Annotated in this window: 18 protein-coding genes and 4 pseudogenes; 10 read left to right on the forward strand and 12 right to left on the reverse strand. The window is 63.5% G+C overall.

The window, feature by feature from the left end:
- Nucleotides 1–2: 2 nt before the first annotated feature.
- Both ACZY0R_RS24965 and ACZY0R_RS24970 read right to left on the reverse strand, forming a co-directional pair.
- Nucleotides 3–689, reverse strand: coding sequence for a TetR/AcrR family transcriptional regulator (locus ACZY0R_RS24965; protein ID WP_488862105.1), 687 nt, complete (start codon nt 687–689; stop codon nt 3–5).
- Complete coding sequence (locus ACZY0R_RS24970) at nt 686–1723, reverse strand: 2Fe-2S iron-sulfur cluster-binding protein (RefSeq protein WP_488862107.1); 1038 nt, start codon at nt 1721–1723, stop codon at nt 686–688. The genes ACZY0R_RS24965 and ACZY0R_RS24970 overlap by 4 nt, the downstream gene beginning before the upstream one ends.
- A gap of 168 nt (nt 1724–1891) precedes the next feature.
- Here ACZY0R_RS24970 and ACZY0R_RS24975 point away from each other — a divergent pair, with 168 nt between their 5' ends.
- Nucleotides 1892–2977 (forward strand): ferritin-like domain-containing protein, encoded by a 1086-nt coding sequence (locus tag ACZY0R_RS24975; RefSeq protein ID WP_488862109.1) that lies wholly within the window; start codon nt 1892–1894, stop codon nt 2975–2977.
- A 133-nt stretch (nt 2978–3110) separates the two neighbouring features.
- Entirely contained in the window at nt 3111–3827 is a 717-nt protein-coding gene (locus ACZY0R_RS24980; RefSeq protein ID WP_488862111.1) for a glutathione S-transferase family protein, read from the forward strand.
- A 10-nt stretch (nt 3828–3837) separates the two neighbouring features.
- On the opposite strand, the gene ACZY0R_RS24985 is transcribed toward ACZY0R_RS24980, so the two are convergent.
- On the reverse strand, nt 3838–4917 hold the full coding sequence (locus ACZY0R_RS24985) for an HAD family hydrolase (RefSeq protein ID WP_488862113.1): 1080 nt from the start codon (nt 4915–4917) through the stop codon (nt 3838–3840).
- Nucleotides 4918–5101: 184 nt separating this feature from the next.
- Here ACZY0R_RS24985 and ACZY0R_RS24990 point away from each other — a divergent pair, with 184 nt between their 5' ends.
- Nucleotides 5102–6313 (forward strand): NAD(P)H-dependent flavin oxidoreductase, encoded by a 1212-nt coding sequence (locus tag ACZY0R_RS24990; protein WP_488862115.1) that lies wholly within the window; start codon nt 5102–5104, stop codon nt 6311–6313.
- 15 nt (nt 6314–6328) lie between these two features.
- Here ACZY0R_RS24990 and ACZY0R_RS24995 read toward each other — a convergent pair whose 3' ends face one another.
- Entirely contained in the window at nt 6329–7222 is an 894-nt protein-coding gene (locus ACZY0R_RS24995) for a DMT family transporter (protein WP_488862117.1), read from the reverse strand.
- A gap of 130 nt (nt 7223–7352) precedes the next feature.
- Here ACZY0R_RS24995 and ACZY0R_RS25000 point away from each other — a divergent pair, with 130 nt between their 5' ends.
- Together ACZY0R_RS25000 and ACZY0R_RS25005 are read left to right on the forward strand one after the other, a co-directional pair.
- Complete coding sequence (locus ACZY0R_RS25000) at nt 7353–8147, forward strand: AraC family transcriptional regulator (protein WP_488862119.1); 795 nt, start codon at nt 7353–7355, stop codon at nt 8145–8147.
- A gap of 70 nt (nt 8148–8217) precedes the next feature.
- Complete coding sequence (locus ACZY0R_RS25005) at nt 8218–8652, forward strand: hypothetical protein (protein WP_488862121.1); 435 nt, start codon at nt 8218–8220, stop codon at nt 8650–8652.
- Nucleotides 8653–8958: 306 nt separating this feature from the next.
- Here ACZY0R_RS25005 and ACZY0R_RS25010 read toward each other — a convergent pair whose 3' ends face one another.
- The 6 genes and pseudogenes from ACZY0R_RS25010 to ACZY0R_RS25035 form a co-directional block, all read right to left on the reverse strand.
- Nucleotides 8959–10539, reverse strand: a complete 1581-nt coding sequence (locus tag ACZY0R_RS25010) for an efflux transporter outer membrane subunit (protein ID WP_488862123.1) — start codon at nt 10537–10539, stop codon at nt 8959–8961.
- A gap of 5 nt (nt 10540–10544) precedes the next feature.
- A complete protein-coding gene (locus ACZY0R_RS25015; protein WP_488862125.1) occupies nt 10545–12530 on the reverse strand; it encodes a glycosyltransferase family 2 protein in 1986 nt (661 codons plus the stop codon).
- A gap of 2 nt (nt 12531–12532) precedes the next feature.
- Entirely contained in the window at nt 12533–13867 is a 1335-nt protein-coding gene (locus ACZY0R_RS25020) for a hypothetical protein (RefSeq protein ID WP_488862127.1), read from the reverse strand.
- A gap of 34 nt (nt 13868–13901) precedes the next feature.
- Nucleotides 13902–15239, reverse strand: coding sequence for an HlyD family secretion protein (locus ACZY0R_RS25025; RefSeq protein WP_488862129.1), 1338 nt, complete (start codon nt 15237–15239; stop codon nt 13902–13904).
- Between the two features lie 414 nt (nt 15240–15653).
- Nucleotides 15654–15859, reverse strand: a pseudogene (locus ACZY0R_RS25030) (IS6 family transposase); the annotation flags it as partial.
- Between the two features lie 120 nt (nt 15860–15979).
- A complete protein-coding gene (locus ACZY0R_RS25035) occupies nt 15980–17668 on the reverse strand; it encodes an IS1634 family transposase (protein ID WP_488856948.1) in 1689 nt (562 codons plus the stop codon).
- Nucleotides 17669–18124: 456 nt separating this feature from the next.
- Between ACZY0R_RS25035 and ACZY0R_RS25040 the strand changes: the two genes are divergently transcribed.
- On the forward strand, nt 18125–18565 hold the full coding sequence (locus tag ACZY0R_RS25040; RefSeq protein WP_488862131.1) for a hypothetical protein: 441 nt from the start codon (nt 18125–18127) through the stop codon (nt 18563–18565).
- A 33-nt stretch (nt 18566–18598) separates the two neighbouring features.
- On the opposite strand, the pseudogene ACZY0R_RS25045 reads toward ACZY0R_RS25040, so the two are convergent.
- Nucleotides 18599–18811 (reverse strand): annotated as a pseudogene (locus ACZY0R_RS25045) (IS6 family transposase); the annotation flags it as partial.
- Between the two features lie 647 nt (nt 18812–19458).
- On the opposite strand from ACZY0R_RS25045, the gene ACZY0R_RS25050 reads away from it, so the two are divergent.
- Both ACZY0R_RS25050 and ACZY0R_RS25055 read left to right on the forward strand, forming a co-directional pair.
- Nucleotides 19459–19998 carry a GNAT family N-acetyltransferase gene (locus ACZY0R_RS25050; protein WP_488862133.1) on the forward strand — a complete coding sequence of 180 codons (540 nt, stop codon included), beginning with the start codon at nt 19459–19461 and terminating at the stop codon, nt 19996–19998.
- 102 nt (nt 19999–20100) lie between these two features.
- Nucleotides 20101–20334: an aminoglycoside phosphotransferase family protein gene (locus ACZY0R_RS25055; RefSeq protein WP_488866148.1), complete on the forward strand. Its 234-nt coding sequence runs from the start codon at nt 20101–20103 to the stop codon at nt 20332–20334.
- Here the strand turns inward: ACZY0R_RS25055 and ACZY0R_RS25060 are convergent.
- Nucleotides 20251–20442, reverse strand: a pseudogene (locus ACZY0R_RS25060) (IS66 family transposase); the annotation flags it as partial. The gene ACZY0R_RS25055 and the pseudogene ACZY0R_RS25060 sit on opposite strands and share 84 nt — an antisense overlap.
- Before the next feature lie 270 nt (nt 20443–20712).
- Here ACZY0R_RS25060 and ACZY0R_RS25065 point away from each other — a divergent pair.
- Both ACZY0R_RS25065 and ACZY0R_RS25070 read left to right on the forward strand, forming a co-directional pair.
- Nucleotides 20713–21816, forward strand: coding sequence for a porin (locus ACZY0R_RS25065; protein WP_488862135.1), 1104 nt, complete (start codon nt 20713–20715; stop codon nt 21814–21816).
- 51 nt (nt 21817–21867) lie between these two features.
- A pseudogene (locus ACZY0R_RS25070) lies at nt 21868–21997 on the forward strand (N-carbamoyl-D-amino-acid hydrolase); the annotation flags it as partial.
- Nucleotides 21998–22079 lie beyond the last annotated feature (82 nt).

Consider the following 22079-nt stretch of genomic DNA (forward strand, 5'->3'; position numbering starts at 1 on the left):
GCCTATGCGTCGCCGGCCGCAGGCGAGGATAGATAGCAATACAGCATCGCCGTGAGCCGTTGCTCCAGCCGCGGATCGTCCAGGGCCAGGCCGCTGGGCGCATGCAGCACGATGCTGGTCAGCGCGCTGATCACGAGTTGCACCGCGATCCGGGTCTCGTTGTCCGGTCCGGTGAAGCGCCCGGCGGCAACATGGCTGGCCAGGCGCGGCACCATGGCGTCCAGGATCCGCCGGTTGGCCTCGCGGATAGGTTGCCACAGGGGATTCTGCGCAGGGCTATGCCGCATGTAGGCCGCAAACAGGCCGCGATGCCTGCGGAACAGACCGACATAGAAACCAACGATACGGCCGCAGATCGCGGCAGCGGGTCCTGCGTTCCAGGTCGGGTCCGTGGCCAGCGAATAGTCCAGCTCGGCTCGCAATTCAGCCAGCGTGTCTTCCAGCACCAGCGCGCAGAAGGTCTCCTTGTCCGGAAACCGGGCATAGAAGGCCCCGATCGAGGTGGAAGCGGCGCGCACGAGATCGGCGAGGGAAAACCCGGTCAGGCTGCCGGCCTCGTTGATCAGCGTCCGGCCCGCCGCGAGCATGGCCTTGAGGGTGGCTTCGCTTCGTTCCTGACGCGGCTGTTTCAGCCCGGCGCGCAACGTGGTCGCCGCAGTGTCTGCCGGGATGATGGTTTCTGCTGTCATACGTCGTAGGTGATAGCGACCGGCCGCTCCTGGCGCGGACGCGCCTGGCAAGTCAGGATCCAGCCGGCGGCAAGCTCGTCGGCGCCGAAGACATCGTTGCGCTCATGAACCACCGCGCCATCGATGCACTTGGCCGCGCACGATCCGCAATAGCCCTCCTCGCAAGCATAGGGCGCATCCACGCCGCAGGCGAGCGCGGCTTGCAGCAGTGACTGGCCGCTGGCGACACGCACGACATGCAGTGCGCCGCCGAGGATTACCTTGGCATCGCAAGCCACTGCGCTGGTTGCCGGCGGCGATGCCGCACGGGTCGCCGAGCCAGCCTCAGGCTCCGGCATGGGAGCGTCGAATCGCTCCAGATGCACGCGCCCGCGCGCCATCCCGGCCGCCTCGGCCGCTTCCAGTACGGTCTGCATGAATGGCCCCGGCCCGCACAGATAGAGCTGGCATTGCGCAACGGACGAGAGCAGGGCGGCAATCTTGCCGCGCTCGGGAAAGCCATCGGCATCGTCGTAGTGCATATGCACAGCCAGGCGATCCGGATTGCCCCGCGCCAGGGCGGCAATCTCCGCCGCGAAGATCGTGCCGCGCGTATCGCGATTGGCGTAGAAGAGCGTCATCCTGCGGTGAGTGGATGCCAGCGCCGACCGGATCATCGAGAGGACCGGCGTAATGCCGCTGCCCGCCGCGCAGAAGAAGAGCGGGGCGTCCATGTTCTCGCAGACGAAGCGGCCAGTCGGTGCGCTCACCTCCAGCCGGGTTCCGGCCCGGACATGGCCATGAAACCATCCTGACACGCGGCCATCAGGGATGCGCTTCACGGTGACAACCGGCAGGCCCCGCGCTTCAGGCGAACTGGAAAGCGAGTAGCTCCGCAGCAGTATTTCCCCATCCACGTTTACCCGGAAGGTGAGGTGCTGCCCGGCCCGGTAGGCGAAAGATTGCTGCAGCGCGTCGGGGATCGAAAGCGTGTAGGAGCAAGCATCTTCGGTCTCCCGAGTGATTTGCGCGACAGTCAGATTGTGGAACTGCATCAATGTCTCCCGGCTTCGCCGGACCCTGTGCCGGGTCCTTGAATTAATAAGAAAGAGAATTATGATTCTGTTTATAGCCGGAAGCCAACGCAAATTCAAGACAGGTCCCACCTCCGGCTAAGCAGGCATGGAGACCGGTCGAAACCCATGAGCGCCAAAGGAGATTGCATGTCATCCGTTCATCGTTACACGCTGCCGGTGGTACAGACGGGCTGGTCGATCGGCAGCCAGGTTGCCACCGAGTTCAACTGGGAATACGACAACGAGAATTCCAAACTGCTGCAGCTCTATGAGACCAGCAAGAAGCAGCAATGGAACGCCACCGACCGGATCGACTGGTCGCAGGAGCTCGATCCCGAGAACCCGCAGGAACTCGATGACCGGATGATCCCGATCTACGGCACGCCGCTCTGGGAAAAGATGGGCAAGCACGACCGCATCGAAGTGCGCCGCCACCAGCAGGCGCATTCGCTGTCGCAGTTCCTGCATGGCGAGCAGGGCGCCCTGATGGTTTCCGCGCGGATCGTGCAGATGGTCCCGGACATGGATGCCAAGTTCTATGCCGCCACGCAGACCATGGACGAAGCACGCCACGTGGAAGCCTATTCGCGCCTGCTGCACGAGAAGGTCGGCATCCTCTATCCCATCACGCCGGGACTCAAGTCCTTGCTTGAGAGCATCCTGACCGATTCGCGCTGGGACTTCTGCTATCTGGGCATGCAGGTGCTGGTGGAGGGGCTTGCGCTGGCCGCGTTCCAGCGCATCCGCGACTTCTCCAAGAACCCGCTGGCCGCATCGATCAACGCCTACGTGATGCAGGACGAGGCGCGCCACGTTGCATTCGGCCGCACCGCGCTGCGCGGCTTCTATCCGCAGGTGACGGAGGCCGAACGCAAGGAGCGCGAGGACTTTGTGATCGAGGCTTGCTACATGATGCGCGACCGCTTCGACCAGAAGGAGGTCTGGGGCCGCCTCGGGCTGCCGGAGGAGGAGTGCGCCAAGGCAGTGCGGGAGTCCGAAACCATGCGGCAATTCCGCCAGCGGCTGTTCAGCCGCATCGTCCCCACAGTCAAGGATATCGGCCTGTGGAGCCCGCGCGTGCAGAGTGCATTTGCCGACATGGGCGCTATCGAGTTTGCCAATGTCGACGTGGAGGCGCAATTCGCGCAGGATCAGAAGATTGCCGAGGAGTTCGACGCGCGCCGCGTTGTCATGACCTCCATCGGCGCGGTCCAGTCCGAAGCAGAGCATTGAAACGTTGCCGCTAGCCTGGGAGGCGGGCAATCCGCTTCCCGGTTTCCCCCGCGCGGCATGCGGGCGTCATCGCCTAGAATCATCAGAGCCTGGCTGGTGTAGAGGGCCGGGGCCATCTGCAGGGGAGACCGGCATGATCACACTTTTTTCCTATCCGGATCTGTTTGGCCTTGAAGACAACAATCCATACGGCCTGAAGGTATTCGCATTCCTGAAACTGTGCGGCCTGCCATTCGAGCATCGCCACACCCTGGATGCGAAAGCGGCGCCGCGCGGCCAGCTCCCGTATGTCGACGATGGCGGGCAGGCGATAGGCGACAGCGATGCCATCGTTTCCTATTTAAAACGCAAGTATCGCTTGCCCATCGACGATACGCTGACCTCCTTTCAGCGCGGCATGAATCTTCTCGTCCGGCGCGCGCTGGATGATCTCTACTGGGTCATGTCTTACTCGCGGTGGCGCGATCCGCGCTTCTGGATGGCTTTTCGGGACGCGCTCCTCAGGACGCATCCGGAGATCGCAGCGGATGACCTCGAGGCCGCAAGGAAATACAACTTCGATCGATATCACTATCAGGGAATCGGCCGCTTCGCCCCCAAGGAGGTCTACGCCCGTGGCATCGCCGACCTGCAGGTGGTGGCCAACATGACCGGTGATCGGGGTTTTCTTTTCGGACCTGATCCGAACAGTATCGACGCTGGCGTCTACGGCTTTGTGGCGAACATCGTCTTCTATGACATGGATACGCCTCTCAAGCTATTTGTCTTATCGCAACCGAATCTCTTGCGCCATTGCCATGCTGTACGGGCGGCCATGGACAACCGCGCCGGCTCACGCCAGTCGTTGTAGTTGGGAGAGCTTATCGCGGCGCCGCCGGATACACCTGCTTCCAGTCCCGCTTCATGCTCACGACCGTCCAGCCCTTGGCGACGGCCTCGTCCCAGGCCTTGTCCAGCTTGCCGACCTTCGACTTGCGGTCGTAGGCGAACTCACGCTCGGCATCGTCGTGATGCACAAGCAACGCCAGGCGGGCGCCGCTGCCGGCCGCCACGTACTGCAGCATCTGCAGATCGCCGTCGGAGTTGCCGAATGCGAGGATCGGCCGGCGGCCGATCCCCCGGTAGATGCCCACCGGCTTGCCGGGGCCGTCGTCGATGAAATCGAGCTTTGGCTGGCGCACCAGGGCAGGTTGGCCATTTTGCAGCTGGTACGTCACGACCTGGCTGGAACCGATCACTTGCTCGGGCGGGATTCCGTACACCTTCTCGGACCAGGGGCGCATGAACTCGATCGTGCCGCCGGAGACGATGAACGTCTTGAAGCCGTTTGCACGCAGGTAGGCCAGCAACTCAAGCTGCGGCTGATAGACAAGATCGGTGAAGAGCCGCTGGAACCTGGGATGCTTTGCCGTGGCCAGCCAGGCGCGGATGGTCTCGTCGTAGGCCTCCACGGTCATGCCGCTATTTGCGACCGCGATCAATTCCAGCAGTTCTTTCTGGTGCTTGGCCAGCGCCGCCTGGTCGTTCGCCACCAGCGCCTTGAAGGCCGGGTTGTTCTTCCACTCAGGATGCTTCGGTGCTGCCAACTTGACTTGTTCGATCAGGAACAGGAACTGGAAATACAGCGGCTGCTCGCTCCATAGCGTGCCGTCATTGTCAAACGTGGCGATCCGTTTGGCCGGCGGCACATAAGTGGGCGAACCTTCGCGGGCGACGCTGGCCACGAACTTCAGGATGGTCTGCCTGGCCGCGCCGTCCTGCCAGGAGGGCAGCGGGTCCGCGGCGCTTGCCACGCTTGCTGTGCCGGCCGGCGCAGGGTTTACCGATCCGGCGGCGGGCGTTCCGGGGCCGGCGCATGCGGCAACGGCCAGCGCGATCAATGCCGCGCCGAGACGGGTCAGGAAGCGTTGCGACGGAGACTGGCGGTCGATAGATTCCATTCAGGGCTCCTCAAGCGTGGGCAATACCCGCCGGCCGGATCTGGATCCGTCTACGGCAGGCTGCCTATGCGTTTGCCAGTGCAACTGCTCAAGCCTGGGCAGGCGGCAACAGTGTGGTCTGCCCAGCTTGCCACGGAACATTGGCCGTTGATGTGAACAATTTCGGTGCGTGATCTGAAAGATCTTGCTGCTGGCCAACGGCTCGGGGCATTGCCGGCGCTGGCCGCAGGCGGAGCATTATGGAGACACCATGTCCGGAATGCATGAATACCTATTCAAAACAATCATTGGACGGTGTATCGGCGTGCCCCTAATCTCTACGGCCAGGTTTCATTCCCGAATGCGGAACGCGCTATCGCGCCACAAGTTTTCCGGCATGAAGAGGGCGCAGCGCGTCCGTGCAGTATTACCAGAGAAGAGTGGAGGCAAAGCCATGACGATAACGAATCGCGTGACCGAGATGCTGGGCGTCCAGCATCCGATAATCCAGGCTCCAATGGGGTGGATCGCCAGGGCGCAACTGGCGGCAGCGGTCTCCAACGCGGGTGGCATGGGAATCATCGAGACTTCATCCGGAGAACTGGATACGATTCGCGGCGAGATTCGCAAGATGCGAGAGCTGACCGATAAGCCATTCGGGGTCAACATTGCGCTGACTTATGTGCGAGACCCCGATATCGTGCGTTTCGTCGTCGACCAGGGGATCCGGTTTGTGACGACATCGGCTGGCGACCCGACACGCTATTGCGCGGAGCTAAAGGAAGCCGGCCTCACGGTTTTTCATGTGGTGCCAACCCTGGCCGGCGCGCTCAAGGCGGTCGCGGCGGGCGTGGACGGCCTGATTGTGGAGGGCAGCGAGGGCGGTGGTTTCAAGAACCAGCGCGACGTAACCTCCATGGTGTTGCTGCCGCTAGTCTGCTCGAAGGTCGAAGTCCCGGTGGTAGCCGCGGGCGGCTTCTGCGACGGCGCCACGATGGCGGCGGCATTCGCGATGGGCGCGGAAGGCATACAGATGGGCACGCGCATGCTGACATCGGCCGAGTCGCCCGTTCATGACAACTGGAAGAATGCCATCGTCGGTGCGCAGGAGACCGATACCGTCTTTCTCAATCGCGGCGGCAAGGGCCCGGCGCTCCGGGCGCTGCGCACGGCGCGCACCTCCCGGATCGAGCTGGAATTGCCGGAGAACATCAAGAGTGAATTCGCCGGCGTTCAGCAGCTCTACTTTGGCGGCGACATGGAGGCGGCAGTGCCGCTGACGGGGCAGGTATGCGGACGAATCGATTCGGTCGTGCCGGTTCAGCAGATCATTGATGAAACGATCCGCGATTTCCGTCACTCCGTAGACCGGCTGACCGCCCGCTACGGTTCGGTGCGGGCAGCAGGGCGCGCCTGAGGGCACGGCGGTTTCTCACGGCGCCGCGGCTTGCAGCCGCGGCGGCGCCTTCCACAACTCGGCCAGCAGCACACCCGCAACCGTCAGCACCCCGCCGAGCGCGTGATACGCCGCCAGCGACTCACCGATCACGATCGCCGCGATCAGCGCGGTAAGCAGCGGGATCAGGTTGAAGAACATGCTCGCGCGGCTCGGGCCGATATTGGCGACCGTGTGCATCCACACCAGCGGCGCGACCATCGACGCCATCAAGCCGGCGAAGCCGACCAGGGGGAGGTTGGCCGCCGAGAGGCCCATCCTGGGTGTGAGCAGGTAGAGCGGTACCAGGGCGACAACGGCTACGACGATTTGCAGGTAGAGCAGTTGCAACGCCGGCACGTCCTTCATGTTCCAGCGCTTTAGCAGGATGACGTAGACGGCGTAGGCCAGCATCGCCAGCAGCATCAGTCCGTCCCCCAGGTTGGCGCCGCTGGCCATCAAGCCGCGGAGGTCGCCGGATGACACCACCACCAGCACGCCGGTGATCGACAGCAGGGATCCCGCCACGGCACCGGCCGTCAGGCGCTGTCCCAGCAGCAGGATCGACAGCGCCAGCACCATCATTGGCGTGAGCGAGCCGATGATGCCCATGTGCGTGGCCGTGGTCATGTAGGCCGCGTAATAAGCCAAGCACTGATAGGCCACCATGCCGAGCAGGCCCAGTACCGCGATCCGCCCGCATCGCGGTCGGATCGCCGGCCAGTTGCGCAGCACCGGGCGCAGCGCCAGTGGCGTGAAAAACAGGGCGGCCAGCAGCCAGCGGTAGAAACTGATTTCGGCCGGCGCGATGGTGCCGGCCGCCATCTTGCTGACGACGGTATTACCGGACCAGATTACGACGGCCAGTAGCGGAAACGCGTATTGCCACATGAAGGCTTTCCTTAGTGCAAGTGCAGGGCTATCATGCACGCGTCCGCGTTAATGCATATAGCTGAATTAGGACATCCAATCCGCGTTTCCGGACTCTTCTTCGCCACAAACCACACGAACCCGACGAACCATGCCCGACAAGCGGCGCTACTTGCCAATCCAGGACGTCGAAGGGATGGAAGGTCCCTTCTATTTTCGCTACGACGAATTCGGAGCTGACACGCAGGCCGCAGCGCATAGCCATAGCTGGGGCCACCTGAACTACGCCGCGCACGGTACGATGCAGATGGAAACCGACGGACTGCGGCTGCATTCGCCGCCGCAGTATGCGGTGTGGATCCCGCCGGCGGTGGTGCATAGCTGCACCTTGCGGCATGCGATTGTCTACCGCTCGATCTATATCGAACCCGGTTTGTGCGCGCAACTGCCGGCCGAAGCCTGCACCGTGCGCATCAGCCCGATCATCAGGAGCGTACTGGCTGACTTCGCCGCGCGCGACGTGCATGTGCCGCGCACGCCGGCCGACCTGCGGCTCGCGCACGTGGTGGTCGATCAACTCGCGCAGGCATCGGTGCAGCGCTGCTATCTGCCGGCGGCAGCCTCGCCTGCCTTGATTGCCGTGCTTGAAGCATTGCAGGCGGATCCCGGCGACCACCGCACGCTGGCCGACTGGGCAGCCAGCGTGTACATGACCGAACGGACGCTAGCCCGCCGGTGCCAGCACGAACTCGGCATGTCGTTCGGCGACTGGCGTCAGCGCCTGCGCTTTCTGCGTGCCATCGATGCCCTGGAAACGGGCCGCGGCGTGCAGGAAATCGCCTTTGATCTCGGCTACAGCACCGCCTCGGCCTTCATCGCGATGTTCCAGCGAGAGGCGGGTACCACGCCAGAACAGTACCGGCGCGAGTTCTGCGGCATTGCGTGATGCGGGAGGGCTTCGGCCTGGACGCCCGGTTTACTTGCGTGCAGGGATGTCAGGCGAGCATCAATGGGCCGTGATCATCACAATGATCCCCGTGGGGGTGATGCAAGTGGTTGCCAACCAGATAGTCAACATGGTCGCCGTGCGGTACGGGCTCGTGGCCACAGCCTGGGCCGTGCTTGTGGTTCGGGTCATGGGCACCGCAATGATGGTCGGGTGTACACCGGTCAGGATTGGTGTCGCTTATGGCAAGCACGTGCTCATCGATGTGATCGCCGTGCAGGTTGTGAAGGTGCCCGTCATGCAGATAGTCAACATGTCCCTCATGACGCACCGCGACGTGTCCGCAGTTGGGCCCGTGCTGGTGAAGGTGATTGATGGGGTGTTGCAGAGAGCAGTCAGCCATGGCGCTAACTCCTTTGTGGGTTCCCGAGTCCGGAACCTGGGGGATGCGGTTGCGCAGAAGGGACGCACGGGAAAGATTTTCGGTCGGCAACCACCCTGTTGAATCCTAGAAGCTGGCACTACCGTGTGCAAGCAGGCAACCCTCCAGTGTGGTTTGCTCTCGCCCTGCATTGCGCGCCGATGGCCTGGCATCGTGCATCCATGAGCGGTTGCCCGGCCCGCGCCCTCACCGACGACGGCGAACGCCCCGTGGGTGTCGCTGGAAGCACGCGCATGTCCGGCGCGGTAACGGACATCGCGAAGCGCATTGTTAGACTTCCGACCTGGCCCAACAAGCGCCAGCCAGCGACAAGGCAATAAATGCCAGCCGATCGTCTGGCGGCGGGCAGGCGGCCATTGCCCTTAAGCTTCATCGCGCGGGTACTGCGCCAGCGCTTTGCGCCACAGCGGGTGCCGGTGCTGCCGGCGAGGCGGTCGGCTGCGTCGCCGGGACGCTTGAGGGCGCGGCTGAGGACGTCGTCGAGGCTGCCGGGACATTGACGCCCGCGGTCGTGTGCTCAGACCACCCTCCACCCAGCGCCTTGTACAGCGCGACACGGCTGGTCAGGCGGGCCAGCCGGATGGTGGCCAGGGTCTGCTGGGCAGTGTAGAGCTGGCGCTGCGCATCGAACACCGAGAAATAGTCGTCCACGCCGTTCTTGAAGCGCATCTCGGACAACCGCTGGGTTTCGCCGGCCTCCTTGACCAGGGTCTCCTGTGCGGCGGCTTCCCGGTCATAGGTGCCGCGCGCTGCGAGGCCATCGGCCACGTCGCGGAAGGCGGTCTGGATCGTCTTTTCGTAGCTGGCGATATTGATGTCCTTCTGCACCTTGGAGGCATCGAGCCGGGCCTGGTTGCTGCCCGCGTTGAAGATCGGCATGGTGATCTGCGGCGCAAAGGTCCACGCTCCCATGCCCGCCGAGAACAGGCCGGCCAGGGTGGTGCTGGACGTGCCAACCGCAGCGGTCAGCGAGATAGTGGGGAAAAAGGCCGCGCGCGCGGCGCCAATGTCGGCGTTGGCCGCTTTCAGGCGGTGCTCCGCCGCCATGATGTCGGGCCTTTGCTGCAGTAATGCCGACGGCAGCCCGGCAGGTAAATCGGCAACTAGATTCTTTGACTCGAAGGGCTCGGGCGACGGCAGGTCTTGCGGCAGTGGGCCGCCGATCAGCAGGCTGATGGCGTTCTCGTCCTGCGCGACTTGCCGCGTGTATTGCTCCACCCCCACGCGCGCGGTCTGCACCTGGGTTTCAGCGCGATGCAGGTCGAGCTGCGCCATGGCGCCCGCGCGCTTGCCGCGTCCGATCATCTCGGCGGCGGCCTGCTGGCTCTTCAGCGTGTCCTGCGATATCTGCAGGAGCACCTGGTCGGCGCGCCAGGTCAGGTAGGCGCTGGCAACTTCGGCGACGAGACTGATATGGGCGCTGCGCCGCGCCTCCTCTGTGGCGAGATACTGCTCGAGCGCCTCGTGCTTGAGGCTGCGCACCCGCCCGAAGAAGTCCAGCTCGAACGCATTGAAGCCGACACCCGCGCTGTACTGCGTGATCTCCGCTGGCTGACCGGGCGCGCGTAACTCGCTGGGCACGCGCTGGCTGAGTACCCCTGCGACGGCGTTGATTGCGGGGAACTGCGCGGCGCGCTGGATGCGGTACTGCGCGCGGGCCTGGTCAATGGCGAGCGTGGCGACGCGCAGGTCGCGGTTGTTGGCCAGCGCCAGTTCGATCAGGCGCCGCAGGCGCGCATCGACGAAGAAGTCCTGCCAGCCGAGGTTGGCGGCGGCCGTGGTGGTTTCGGCGCCGGCATGTGGGCTGGTGGCATACGCGGGGCCGGTGGGCCAGGCTTCGGGCACCGGTTGCGCCGGCCGCTCGTACGTTGGCTCGAGGGTACATGCGGCCAGGGCCAGCGGCAGGGCAGTGCAGAGGAGGCGTAGCGTGGGGGCGAGAGTCTTGTGCATGGGAATCAGCCGGAAAAGGCGCGCCACATGAGCCGCGAAATGGCCAGTCGGGGTTTGCCTTGCTTGGCAATGTTGTGGCCTGGTTCGCTGAAGAGCAGGCGAATCAGGCGGTGGCGCGTCGCCATATCCAGGTGCAGGGCAAGCCCAAGCAGCCTGCCCTGGCGGCGCGCGATCCGGCAGGGCACCCAGCCCGTTGCCTCCATCCACACCGCGCCCTCGGCGCCGACTGGGACCGACGCCGCCAGTTCGCTGGTAATGGCGACGCCATTGCAGGACAGGTTGACGGTCGTGGCGGCATACTCGTGCCCGGCGCAAGCCGCCTTGCCGTTGATCCGCAGCAGGGCGCGCCCGCGATAGGGAAACCGCTCCTCCTTGCGGGGGCGGGGCAGCTCCACGCAAACCAGCAGCGAGGTGAGGTAAAGCACCATCGACACCGCGGTCCAGGCAATGTTGAAGACTAGTCCCGAAGCCGCCGCGTCGGCGGCCACGGCGCGCGCCAGGCCCATGCCGGAAAGCAGGATCAGGCAACCATACAGCGCGGCGAACTTGCCATGGATCACTAGCTTGCTGCGGTCCAGTCCTTTGTTGGTGACCTTGAACGGACGCCCGAACGGCTTGAAGAACGCGCTGACCAGCGTCGCCGTGACCGCCAGCGCCGACACGATCTGCGTGACTTCGGTAAAGATCGGCAGCGCGCGCGAGTCCGTCACCCAAATGCTGTAGGCCCAGTACACCAGCAGCGCGGGCACGCCGTAGGCAAGGAACTGCATCGGTTCGCCATACAGGGTCGGGACGTTGAAGTACCAGTACAGCAACGGACCGGCCAGCAGCATCAGCGCGAAAGGACGGCTTAGCCAGTGCAGCAGGCCGTGCACGTAGTGAAGGCGCTGGCCCAGCGTATAGCCGCGTCCGCGCAGCGGCCCGTCGGCGGTGAGCGCGACCTGGATCGTGCCCAGGCCCCAGCGGCTGCGCTGGCTGATGTATTCGGGCAGGCCTTCGGCGGACAGGCCCACGCTCAGGCGTTCGTTGAGCCAGCGCGTGACATAGCCGTGCGGCATGAGGCGGTATGTCAGGTGGATATCCTCGGTCACCGTGCCGGTGGGAAAGCCGCCGATCCGGGACAGTGCGTCGCGCCGGACCACGAAGGAGGTACCGATGCAGAAGGCAGTGCCCCAGGCATCCTTGGCGGGCTGCATCACGTCGAAGAAGGCGCGCTGCTCGTCGACCCAGCATTCGGTCGAGCGCAGGTTGTACTGAATCGGGTCCGCGTTGTAGTAGAACTGGGGCGTCTGCACTACGCCTACCTCGGGATCGTCGAAGAGGCCGATGGTTCGCAGCAGGATGTTCTTGTTGGGGGCGAAGTCGGCGTCGAGCACCATGATGTAGGGCGCGCCGCCCCCAAGCTCGGCGCGGGCGCTATGCTGCAGCCCGTTATTGAGGTTGCCGGCCTTGGCGTGCGTGTTGTCGGGGCGCGTGACGTAGTTGGCCCCCACCTGCGCGCAGAATGCCTTCAGCCAGTCGCGCCGGGTGTCGTCGAGCACCCACACGCGAAAATCTGGATAGTCGATCGCCAGCGCTGCAACAATGGTCTTCTCCAGTATCTCCAACCCTTCGTTGTAGGTCGCGATGAAAATATCGACGCGCGGCACAGACCGGCTGCGCCGCAGCGCCGCCTCGCCCGCATCCGCTGCTCGCGTATGGTTGCTGCTGCGCGTCAGCGTGACGATGGAGATCAGGGTGTACATGAGCGTCATGATCTCGAACCCGAAGAAGACGTGCGCCCACAGGCTCGGGAAGGTCAGTTGCCATTCGGGCAGCGTTTGGGTCCAGCGCCAGACGAGGTAGACCAGCAGCAAGGTCGCGGTGATGGCACCGAATACGCAGCGGTCCGATTTCCGGGCGCGATCCCCCCGCATGCACAGACAGGCGAGCAGCAAGGTGGCGGCGTTGATAACGAGCAGCGTCCTGCCATCGAGGAAGAATTCAAACATCGTCACTCCTTGGACGGAGGGGCAAGAGGGGCGCTGCCGCAAGCGGCCTCGGCCCATCCGCCGGGACGGAAGGGATTCCAGCCTGCGGCGGCCAGCACGGCCCATGCGGTCGCGCCGAGGTGCGGCAGGTGGTAGTAGTAGAAGTCCTCCGTGGTGGAGGCTGGCCCGATCGAAAGGCCGGTGCGGATGCGTTGTTCCGGCGTTGCGTAGAGCAGGCCGGAGGGCGCGCGCTGCGACAGCAGCAGCGGCCACAGCGGCGCGGCATCCTGCGCGCGGCTGCTGGCGCGCAGCACCAGCGCGGCCTGGCCGGTGCCTTCCGTCCAGACGCCGTCGGGATTGGCGTTGAAGCCGTAGCCACCCTTCACGCCATGGCGTTCGCGTGTCCAGTCCAGGCCCCTGCGCCAATCCATGGGCGCATTCGGGATGGCAATCAGTGGCCACAACACAGCATCGAGAGCGGACGGGCCGCTGTTGAGCGTCCGGCCATCCTCGCGCGTGCCGATCATGAAACGGCCTTCCCGCGGCTGCCACATGGCCTCGACAAAGCCGCGGGCACGCCGTGCCGCCGCCGGCCAGCGCGGATCGTCGCTGACCCGGGCCAGCCAGCTGAACGCGGCATAGGCATCCACGTTGTGCTCGGTGGATTTCCAGGCCTGGCGAGTAGGAGTGGGCTCCTCGCCGAAGTACCCGCCGATAAAGCCGCCCGGCGGGCCCGCATCGAACAGCGTGGCGTCGACCCATCCCATCATCGCGGAGGCGCTGTCGAGATAGCGGCGTTCGTGGGTAGCGTCGTAGACCGCCAGCAGCATCAGCGCGGCCCATGCCACATTGCCCGTGGCGGTGCCGGCCTGGTAGGCGTCTTCGAACCAGCGCTGGCTCGGCGTGTCCCACCAGCCGGGCAGCGGGGCAGGGCCCGCCGGCAGGGCACCGGCGCGATAGGCATTGCGCAGCCGGCCAACGTGGTAATGGCGATCGCGCGCGCTGGCAGCGGCCATGGCGTCGGCAATGCGGCGTGCATCGCCAACGCGGTGGCACGCCACCAGCGCCACGCCGGCGAGCGCGTTGTCGTAGACGAATGCCGCTTGCTGCAAGGCGGGGGCGAGCGGGTCTTGCCCCGGTGCCGGCTCGTAGCTGACGAGCATCACGGGGCCTTGGCCAGGCACTGCTGCAACTCGTGCTGCAATGGCCTGACAGGCGCCAGCCAGCAACTGCTCGCGCGCTTGCGCTGGCGGCGCCTGCGCGGTTGCGGGAGGTGCCAGGATCATGGCCAGGCTGGTCATGCTTGCCACCAGCGGCGGCAGCTGCCAGCGGCGCAAGGTGCGTGAAGCCCCGTTCATGGCGATCTCCTGTCTTGCGTCGGGTTTGTTGCCATCAGATCAGCGCGCGTATATGGCCCCACCACGGCTGATCCAGGCTGACTCTCGCCCAGCGGCCCATCGCACATCGATCCGACGCGGCGCCGGCGCTCTGCTGCGGCTGCGCCGGCAAGGGCTTGTCCAGTTTGGCGATCAGGTAGATCTCGTTCTTCTCGATGGGCGGGAACGGAACGAAATAGCGCGCCTGCTCGCCATCGGGCGCGCGCGGCAGGATTTCGGCGACCTTGCCGGACAAGGGCACGCCAACGCCGTCCACGCGCACCGTCAGCTTGGCGCCGGGCAACAGGTCATTGCTGAGGCTGCGCGGGAACACTGCCACCACGCGGGGTTGCGCGCAGTTGGTACTGCGCAGCAATGTCGCGCCGGCCGCGACACGCGTGCCGGGCGGCGCCAGCACATCCTGGACCATGCCCGTGTCGTAGGCCCTGATATCCAGGTTGGACATGCGGTCCAGGCGCCGTTCTTCATCCGCGATCAAGGCATCGACCGACTTGCCATACTGCTCAAGCTGGGTAAGTTCCGCCTGGAGCTGGGTGATCTCCGCCGTCAGTTCGTCGTGGCGCTGCGCCAGCGTCGACACCGCGCCATCCGTGCTGGAGAGATACACCTTGCCCTTGGCCGCCTGGCTGTTGCTCAGCGCATTGTCTAACTCGGCGCGTATCGCTTCCTTGGAGTTCGACAGGATCGACAACTGGTAGCGAGAGGCATTGGTGTAGGCCTCGCTGACCGCGCCCGCCCATTGCATGGCCTGATTGCGGTTCACCACATCTTCCTGCTGGTCCACCTGCCCCTTGGCCACTGCCATGCGCGCCTGGATCCCCCGGATCTTCGCGGCGTGCTCGGCTTGCGCGGCCGCCTGGTACTTCTTGGTCTCCTGGTCGGTCGCGGCAAGGCGGGCCTGATCGCCTTCGAGCCTGGCCTTGGCCGCATCGTAGCGTTGCTGGTTGTCCAGCTTCTTGCCCGTCAGCTCCACCAGCAAGGCACGGTCGATATTGGGGTTCTGCACGCTCATCAGCGTGTCTCCCGGTGCGAAGGATGCCCCCACAGCAACGTGCTGACCAGCCACCACGCCTTCCACCGGCGTGGTGACCAGGTTGACCGGTGCGTCGACCACCGCGCGCTCAGACGAGCGCGTGAACACGGGCGGGAACATCACGGTCAGGATCACCCATACGATGAAGACCGCCACGCCGTAGCTGGTCAGGCGCGGCACTACATGCCAGAGGGGACGCTTGCTCAGCGCGCTGCCGCCTCTCGCAGGTGCCAGCTCGTCGGCGCGAAGTGTTGGCAGGTGCGTGGCCGGCGGGCGGCGGTGTTCCAGTTTGTCGCTCATGGCATTCTCTCTGCTGGTTCGTGCGATGTGGTTTCGCAAAAAAAAAGCAAGCCGATGGCACCGGGCAGACGGCTGGACGCTCGTTCCCGGTGAAACCTGTCCCCCAAATTTTTTCATCCGCGATGCGTTGTGTCACGGCACAGCTGTACCGCTTTCGCACCTTTGTGTGCGGACTGGCACGTGCCAGTCCGTTAATTTGCCCGCGCCGGATGACCACCGGAGTGGGGCGATTGCGCATGGCCCAGCGGCCATGAACGACACCTGCGATGCGCAGGACTCGTGTTCTCTGCGCGGTGGCGGTGAATAAAGGCTAGCTAATATGGCTGCCGGCTGCTGTAAAAATATGTAAGGGCGGCATGTCGCACCGTCACCGTCGACCCCGTCAGCCTCGAACATCTCTGTGGTGACGCAGGCTTGAGCTGCAAGATGTTTGCGGTCGAGAGAGGCGCGCAGCAATGTCGCTTGAAGGCGAAGTGCTGCCGGGTCTGGCAGAAGCCAGAGAGGAACGCCTGGGTGCGCTTGCAATCGCGAAACCCGCGCATGCGGCACTCGCGTGCACCTGTGTGCTGGTGACTGTTCCCGACCCGATTATTCAGGCGAGCAGCCGCTTTGACGTACACGGACAGAAACGTGGCACTCGCAAGAAGAAGCGCTTGGCTGCGGCCTAGCGCTACTTTCGCAAAGCAAGGGGCCGGTTCGACGGTTCTTGCCCGTCAATCGTGGCTGAACGGGCGCCCAGGTCATACATGAAATAACGTTGGTCCCCACCGCTGCAGTTCGAAAACCTTCACGGCGCGGCGCTGCTCGGCCGTGAGCTTCGGCGCCAGCATTGCCGTTGGCCGTCGTCCCGCTGCCCCGGTCTTCGTCCTCACCAACGTCACCTTGATCTCGGCCAGTCCTTCCATCATGCGACGGGCCGAAGCGTCGGTCCGCAGGGCAATCTTCGCCAAGCTCACGAGCATCAGGCCGAGCACGGTCGCGAAGGTGTGCAGACGCAACGATCCATCGGCCCACTGGTGTGACGGTCCCCAGGGAACCACGCCGCCTTTCTTGGCCCTGCGGAACAGCTCCTCGACGTTCCACTGTCCTCGGAAGGCGGAAACGATTCGCCCGGTGCTCCAGTTGTGCCGATCCGTACACAGCACCCGCCTGCCCAGCCGTGTTCTCTCCAGTTCGCGGCGCAACGTGGCATCGACGTGCCAATGCAAGGTCGGTACCGCTTCGCTGCCGGCGATGGTGGTCACGACGAAGCTCGATAGGTGTTCCCGAGCGAGCGCCTTCTTGACCCGCAGCTCCAGCCGGCTGCGCGTGATGCGGCCCTTTTGGACCAACTCCTCCAGCGTGCTCAGTTCCACCTTCGCCTTGCGCAGTGCCGTCGCGATCCCGCGTTTCTGGCCCGCCAGCAACTCCTGGCTCTCCACCACGACGAGCGTGCGGTCCAACTCGCCGACCGTGGTCCGAACCCGCGCCGCCCGCACGTCGCTGAGCTTGCCCGACAGCGGCTTCATGGCACCGCGCTGCGCCGCCATCTGCAGCGCCTCCTCTGCGGCCTTGTGCCCCAGTGGCAACGAGATGAGGCTGTAGTAGCCGGCGGCATCGAGATCGAGTTCCAGTTGCGGGCTCCAAAACCCGCCGTCCCGTACCACCGTGCGCTGCGCCGGCCGCGCGCGGCCCTCACCGCTGTCGAGTGCCTCGTGCAACTGCGCCAACCCACCCAGGCACGCCGCGAGCACGGCCTGGTCCGAGCCGTTGCCGGGATACGTCCGATACAACAGCGGCACATGCCCGGTCTCGCTGACCAGGACGCCAAGCCCTACGACACGCAGGTCACTTCTCTTGCTCTTGGCGTGGCCTCGCCGGGCCAGTTCGCCGGGCGTCTGCGTGTCGATGTGGGTATCGAAGTTCGTCGTATCGAACGCGAGCACGTCGGCGGACAGCTCGAAGCGGGCCACCGCGGCCTTCGCGATGGCCACCTGAGCCTGCTCCAACTGCTCATCGGTCACCTGCTGCGCGACGCGATGAAAGGCCTGACCGGTGAACGCGGACCCCGGCAAACACGACAGCCGCGGCAAACTCGCGTCCAGAAAATCACCCAGCTCGCACTTGGGTCCCGGCGCACACGCACGCTGAATCGCCACAGCCACCGCCAACTCACCCACCGACGGGCCATCCTTGGCGCCAACCCCTGCGCACGCGCGATCAATCTGCCCGACCAAGTCCAGCTGCTCGGCCACCCAGATCAAGGCTCCGACGTCGCCGACCCCGCGCGTGCCCACCGTCTGGGTCGCGCTCAGATCCGCCACTCGCGGCGGCTCGGCCGGTCCCAGCACGACCTGGCGTGCGACGGAACGGCCCCGCTCCGCGTCCCACACCGACTGCGCGGCAATACGGTAGCGATGGCCGTTGACTTCTCGTTCGAAGATGTGCATGTTCTTTCATGTAGCATCTCAGAGCCAAAGAATCAAGCGAAATCCAGTATCTACGCGGCATTCCGACTCGGTGCCGCCGCGGAACAACACCGAGCTTGCGAAGGTAGGGCTAGTCGCGCTGATCGAGCGCCCGCCAGATAACCAAGTGTAGGACGGACATGGGAGAATCGGCGTCAGTGTAATTCCTACATGGCACGCACAGAATGATGCGCTTGTCACGCGCTTTGCGACATCCCATTTTGCAGAAAGCGTAATACCTATTTCCGTGTGTAACGTAGCTAGGCCACGGCGGAACTCGCTCATCTTCTGGGCAGCCACTCTCTTTGTATAGGAGCAAGGTCGGATTGTTTTAATTATAAAAAAAGCGCTGGAATCACATTTTGTAAATTTAAAATAATACAGAACAATTTCAATGTTAGGACGTCAAATTTATATGGGGATAATTGGAGATATTCCATGCAAGCAATTCGTCATATATGGCGCCCTATGTGCAGTCCGGCGCCTTGGCAGGGCAGCCTCTGTGCCCTTATGGCCGGCACGCTTATTGTGTTGGCGGGCTCTGGCGCACATGCAGCGGAGCTTGCGCGCCAGAGCATAGGCCCAGTCAGCTACGTTTGCGGAGGCGTTGGTGAGGACGAGCAGCAGGCACTCAAGTCGGAGTCGAAGGATTTTGATATGGGTCTGCTATTCACTGAGGGCGCGCGCGGTGAGTATCTATCCGATGTTGCAATCACCCTGTCGCGCGACGGCGTCGAAGTTGCATCCTTCCGTTCGAATGGGCCTCGCTGCCTCATCAGAGCGCCAAGGGCAACTTATCAGGTCGTGGCAACCTATAATGGTGTAGATAAACACGCCAAATTGCGTATGGGTGAGCGGAATGTGCATTTGAATTGGTAGCCGGCTGACGTCGCAAGGCCAGATGAGGCATCATCCCGATGCCGGAGCGGCCGCATTCCTGAAGCGTTTGAAGCCGAGCATCGCGTTGCCCCTGGACTTGATGTTGCGACGATCGCTGCGTCGTGTCCTCGGGCAGCAACTTGTCAGTCTTCATTTCGCGCGCCGCGTAGTGAGACGCCGCGTAGCCGTCCAGCGTAATGTTTGCGCAGCGAGTCCTTGACTCTTGATGGCCTTCGCGAAGAAGGCAAACCAGAGGTCAGAGGCGATCGGCTCCCCATGGCGATAGCGATCATCGCGCCTCCATCTTCGCATGGTGCCGGGCATCAGTGGCCCGTTCGGTTTCTGGCCGGCGACCGAGTGAGGTGACCTGACGCCGGATCGAGGTCGCCGCCAGCACATGCTTGAGCGGCAATACTCCCTGCCAGCCAGTCTATGCCCGGATATGTTGCAAGCGCTCATTGGCGGCCCGACGGTCGAAGTGCCGATGCCGCCAATCCAGCCATTGGTCGACCTCATCCCGCAAGTCGTCCAGCGCAATTTGACCCTCGCGCAGCGTGCAATTGCGCGAGCGTCAGGTGGTCGGGAACGAGGACACGTCGCCAAGCCGGCGGGCTCAAGCCCCGTGGGCCGATTCGCAACTGGAGGACGGAGATCGTCGGTTGAGGATCGAATGACATGAGCACATTGCAGGTGGCTCATTGCCCTCTTTAGGGAGGGCTGACCCATATTCTCCGATTTGGCGCGCTCTCAGGGCTCCCCGAGGTACGCAGGATACGCAGGAGCCCTAGGGGAGCTAACAGCACTGCGGGCAGTTAAACAATCTCTTACAAGCCAACTACCTGTTCGGTGATAGCCTTACTACAGCGACATCGGCCAATGGCCTGACCATCGGGATGTCAAGTGAAGAAGAAGGCAAACATATGCCTTCAGTATTACTAGAGCGTGCCGCCGGCTTCTCCTGGCCGAAGGAAGCGCAAGTTGGAGTCAACATGTTGACCGACGTTCACCTACGTTCGGCCTGTCACTCAGATTGGCGCCATGTAGCCGCATTGCTTGAGCGTTGCAGACTACCTTCCGCAGATATTGTTGGAATCATTGAGAGCGTCCACCTAGCGCTGTGTGACGGCCGCATCATCGGCTGTGCTGCAGCAGAGCAGCATGGAGAATCCATTCTCGTTCGCTCTGTGGCAGTCGAGCCCGGATACCGCGACAGAGGCATCGCCAGCCGCATGGTTGATGCACTACTGATAAGGGCACGTGGCACAAAGGTACGGGACGCCTATCTACTCTCTGCATCTGCCCCAGCCTACTTCGCTCGCTGGGGATTCTCCCTTATCCCTGCAGACAAAGCCCCTGCAGAAATCAAGGCTTCGGCGGCGTTTCAACGTGCTATTCAAACGTCCGCACTCTGCATGCGTTGCGAGTTGCGCTAGCGTGGAGAAGTGCCCTTGGCGTCTGCATCGGTGGCCCACGGTGGGGTCCTTCGTTTGTCTGCGTTGGCAGCAAGCGATTTGCTATCCGCACCGCAGAATGAAGTGGTCCCGCATGGCGACGCGCACGACGGCAATATTCTCCATTTCGACGAGCGCGGCTGGCTTGCCATCGCCCCCAAGGGGCTATTGGGTGAGTGCGGGTTCGACTACGCGAATCTCTTCTGCAATCCCAGCCTTCGACAGCCTTGGCCACAGCATAGTCGCCTGACGGTACGGCGGCATGCCATATTGGTATTTGCCGGTGATGATCCAGGCCAATGCCGCTTCGGTCAGTAGCATGCGCACAGTGATGCGCGGCAGCGCTGGCGTGACTTTGATGCCAGGGTCGCAGCACGGTCCGGCGTATTTTACACACTGGTGCTGGATGACACGGACCTGCTCGGGTGATTCATTGCCGTACGTGCGGTCGCGGGAAGTCCGCTCCCAAAAAGCACCAATGTTCGTTACTCCAGACGGAACGATTTTGATTGCTTTCCGCTCTTTCCTGTTTGTTGCATCACAACAAAGAACTGTTCGAAGGTTCGTTAAGCCACTGTTCGTAACTATCGTTTGCCGAACGCTGGTACATAATACAAAATCGGCGTGAACGGATTGCGTCGGCCCGCAGTCGGGGTAGCCCCAAGTTTCCAATCATCAGCTAACAAGGAAAGTGTTATGAAGATGAAATGGATTGCCACCGTCGCTGCATTGGCCGCCGGTGGTGCGTATGCACAGTCGAGCGTGACTCTGTACGGGATCCTTGACATTGGTCTCGAATATCAAAATAACCAACCCGGGAGCGGCAGCAGCGTGACCCGCCTGACCTCGGGCAACCTGTCGGGAAGCCGCTGGGGCCTGCGTGGTGTGGAAGATCTGGGCGGTGGCCTGAAGGGCATCTTCGTGCTGGAAAGCGGTTTTAACCTCGACACAGGCACCTCGGCCCAAAGCGGCCGTCTGTTCGGCCGTAATGCTTATGTCGGTCTGCAAAGCCAGTGGGGCACCCTGACCCTGGGCCGTCAACAGACCCCGCTCTATGACTTCGGCCTGCAGTTCGACCCAATGGGCATCTCCACGAACTACTCGATCATCGGCCAGGACGCAGGGTTCACCAGCCGTGCTGACAACTCCGTCAAGTACGCCGGCACCTTCGGTGGCCTGACCGCCAGAGCCCTGTATAGCTTCGGCTCGAACACCGGCGGCGGCTCTTTTGGTGAAGTCCCGGGCAGCCCCAAGATTGGCCAAGAGTACAGCGCTGGCCTGACCTACGCTGTCGGTCCGTTCGCCGTCGGGGGTATATACGACGAAACCAACCTCGGCCTGGCCGCGACCGGTGCCCTGACGGGTGCCAAGATCCGCCGCGCCAGCCTGGCTGGGTCTTATGCCTTCGGCCCGGCCAAAATGTACGCTGGTTATCGTTGGGCCATGGCGCTCGACGGCGCCACGCTGCCGGGCAACCTCGGGGCTAACAATGTCTCGAACCTGTACTGGCTGGGCGTGGGCTATCAGTTACTACCTGCACTATCGCTGACCGGCGCAGTGTACTACCAGGACTTCCGCGGCACCAAGGCCGATCCGTGGAGCTTCGTGGCATCGGTTGATTACAACCTGTCCAAGCGCACCGATGCCTACCTGAACCTTGGTTACACCAAGAACAAGGATGGTTCGAACCTGGGCCTGACCGCAGGCGGTTCCGGAGCGATCCAGGGCACCGGCTTCGGCACGGTAAGTGGCTCGGAGAACCAGTTCGGCGCGGTCGTCGGTATTCGTCACAAGTTCTAAACTGGCGCTAGCACCGCTTCGCTTCAAGAGCGAGAAGGATCCCGAGGTTGTGAAGGCCGCGAGATGATCGGCGGCACCTGCATCATTGCGCCGTCGGGCGAGATCGTGGCGGCATGCTCGACTAAAGGGGGGCGATCCGGCAATCGCTCGCTGCGACCTAGATCTTTGCCGCTCCCAGCGGGGCAATGACCACCCGCAGGGTTTCCCCTGGCGCCATCCAAACTGTTCGCCGGTGCGACGATTCGACGACAACGCAGTGCCGC

It is taken from the genome of Cupriavidus sp. F041, from assembly GCF_057814235.1.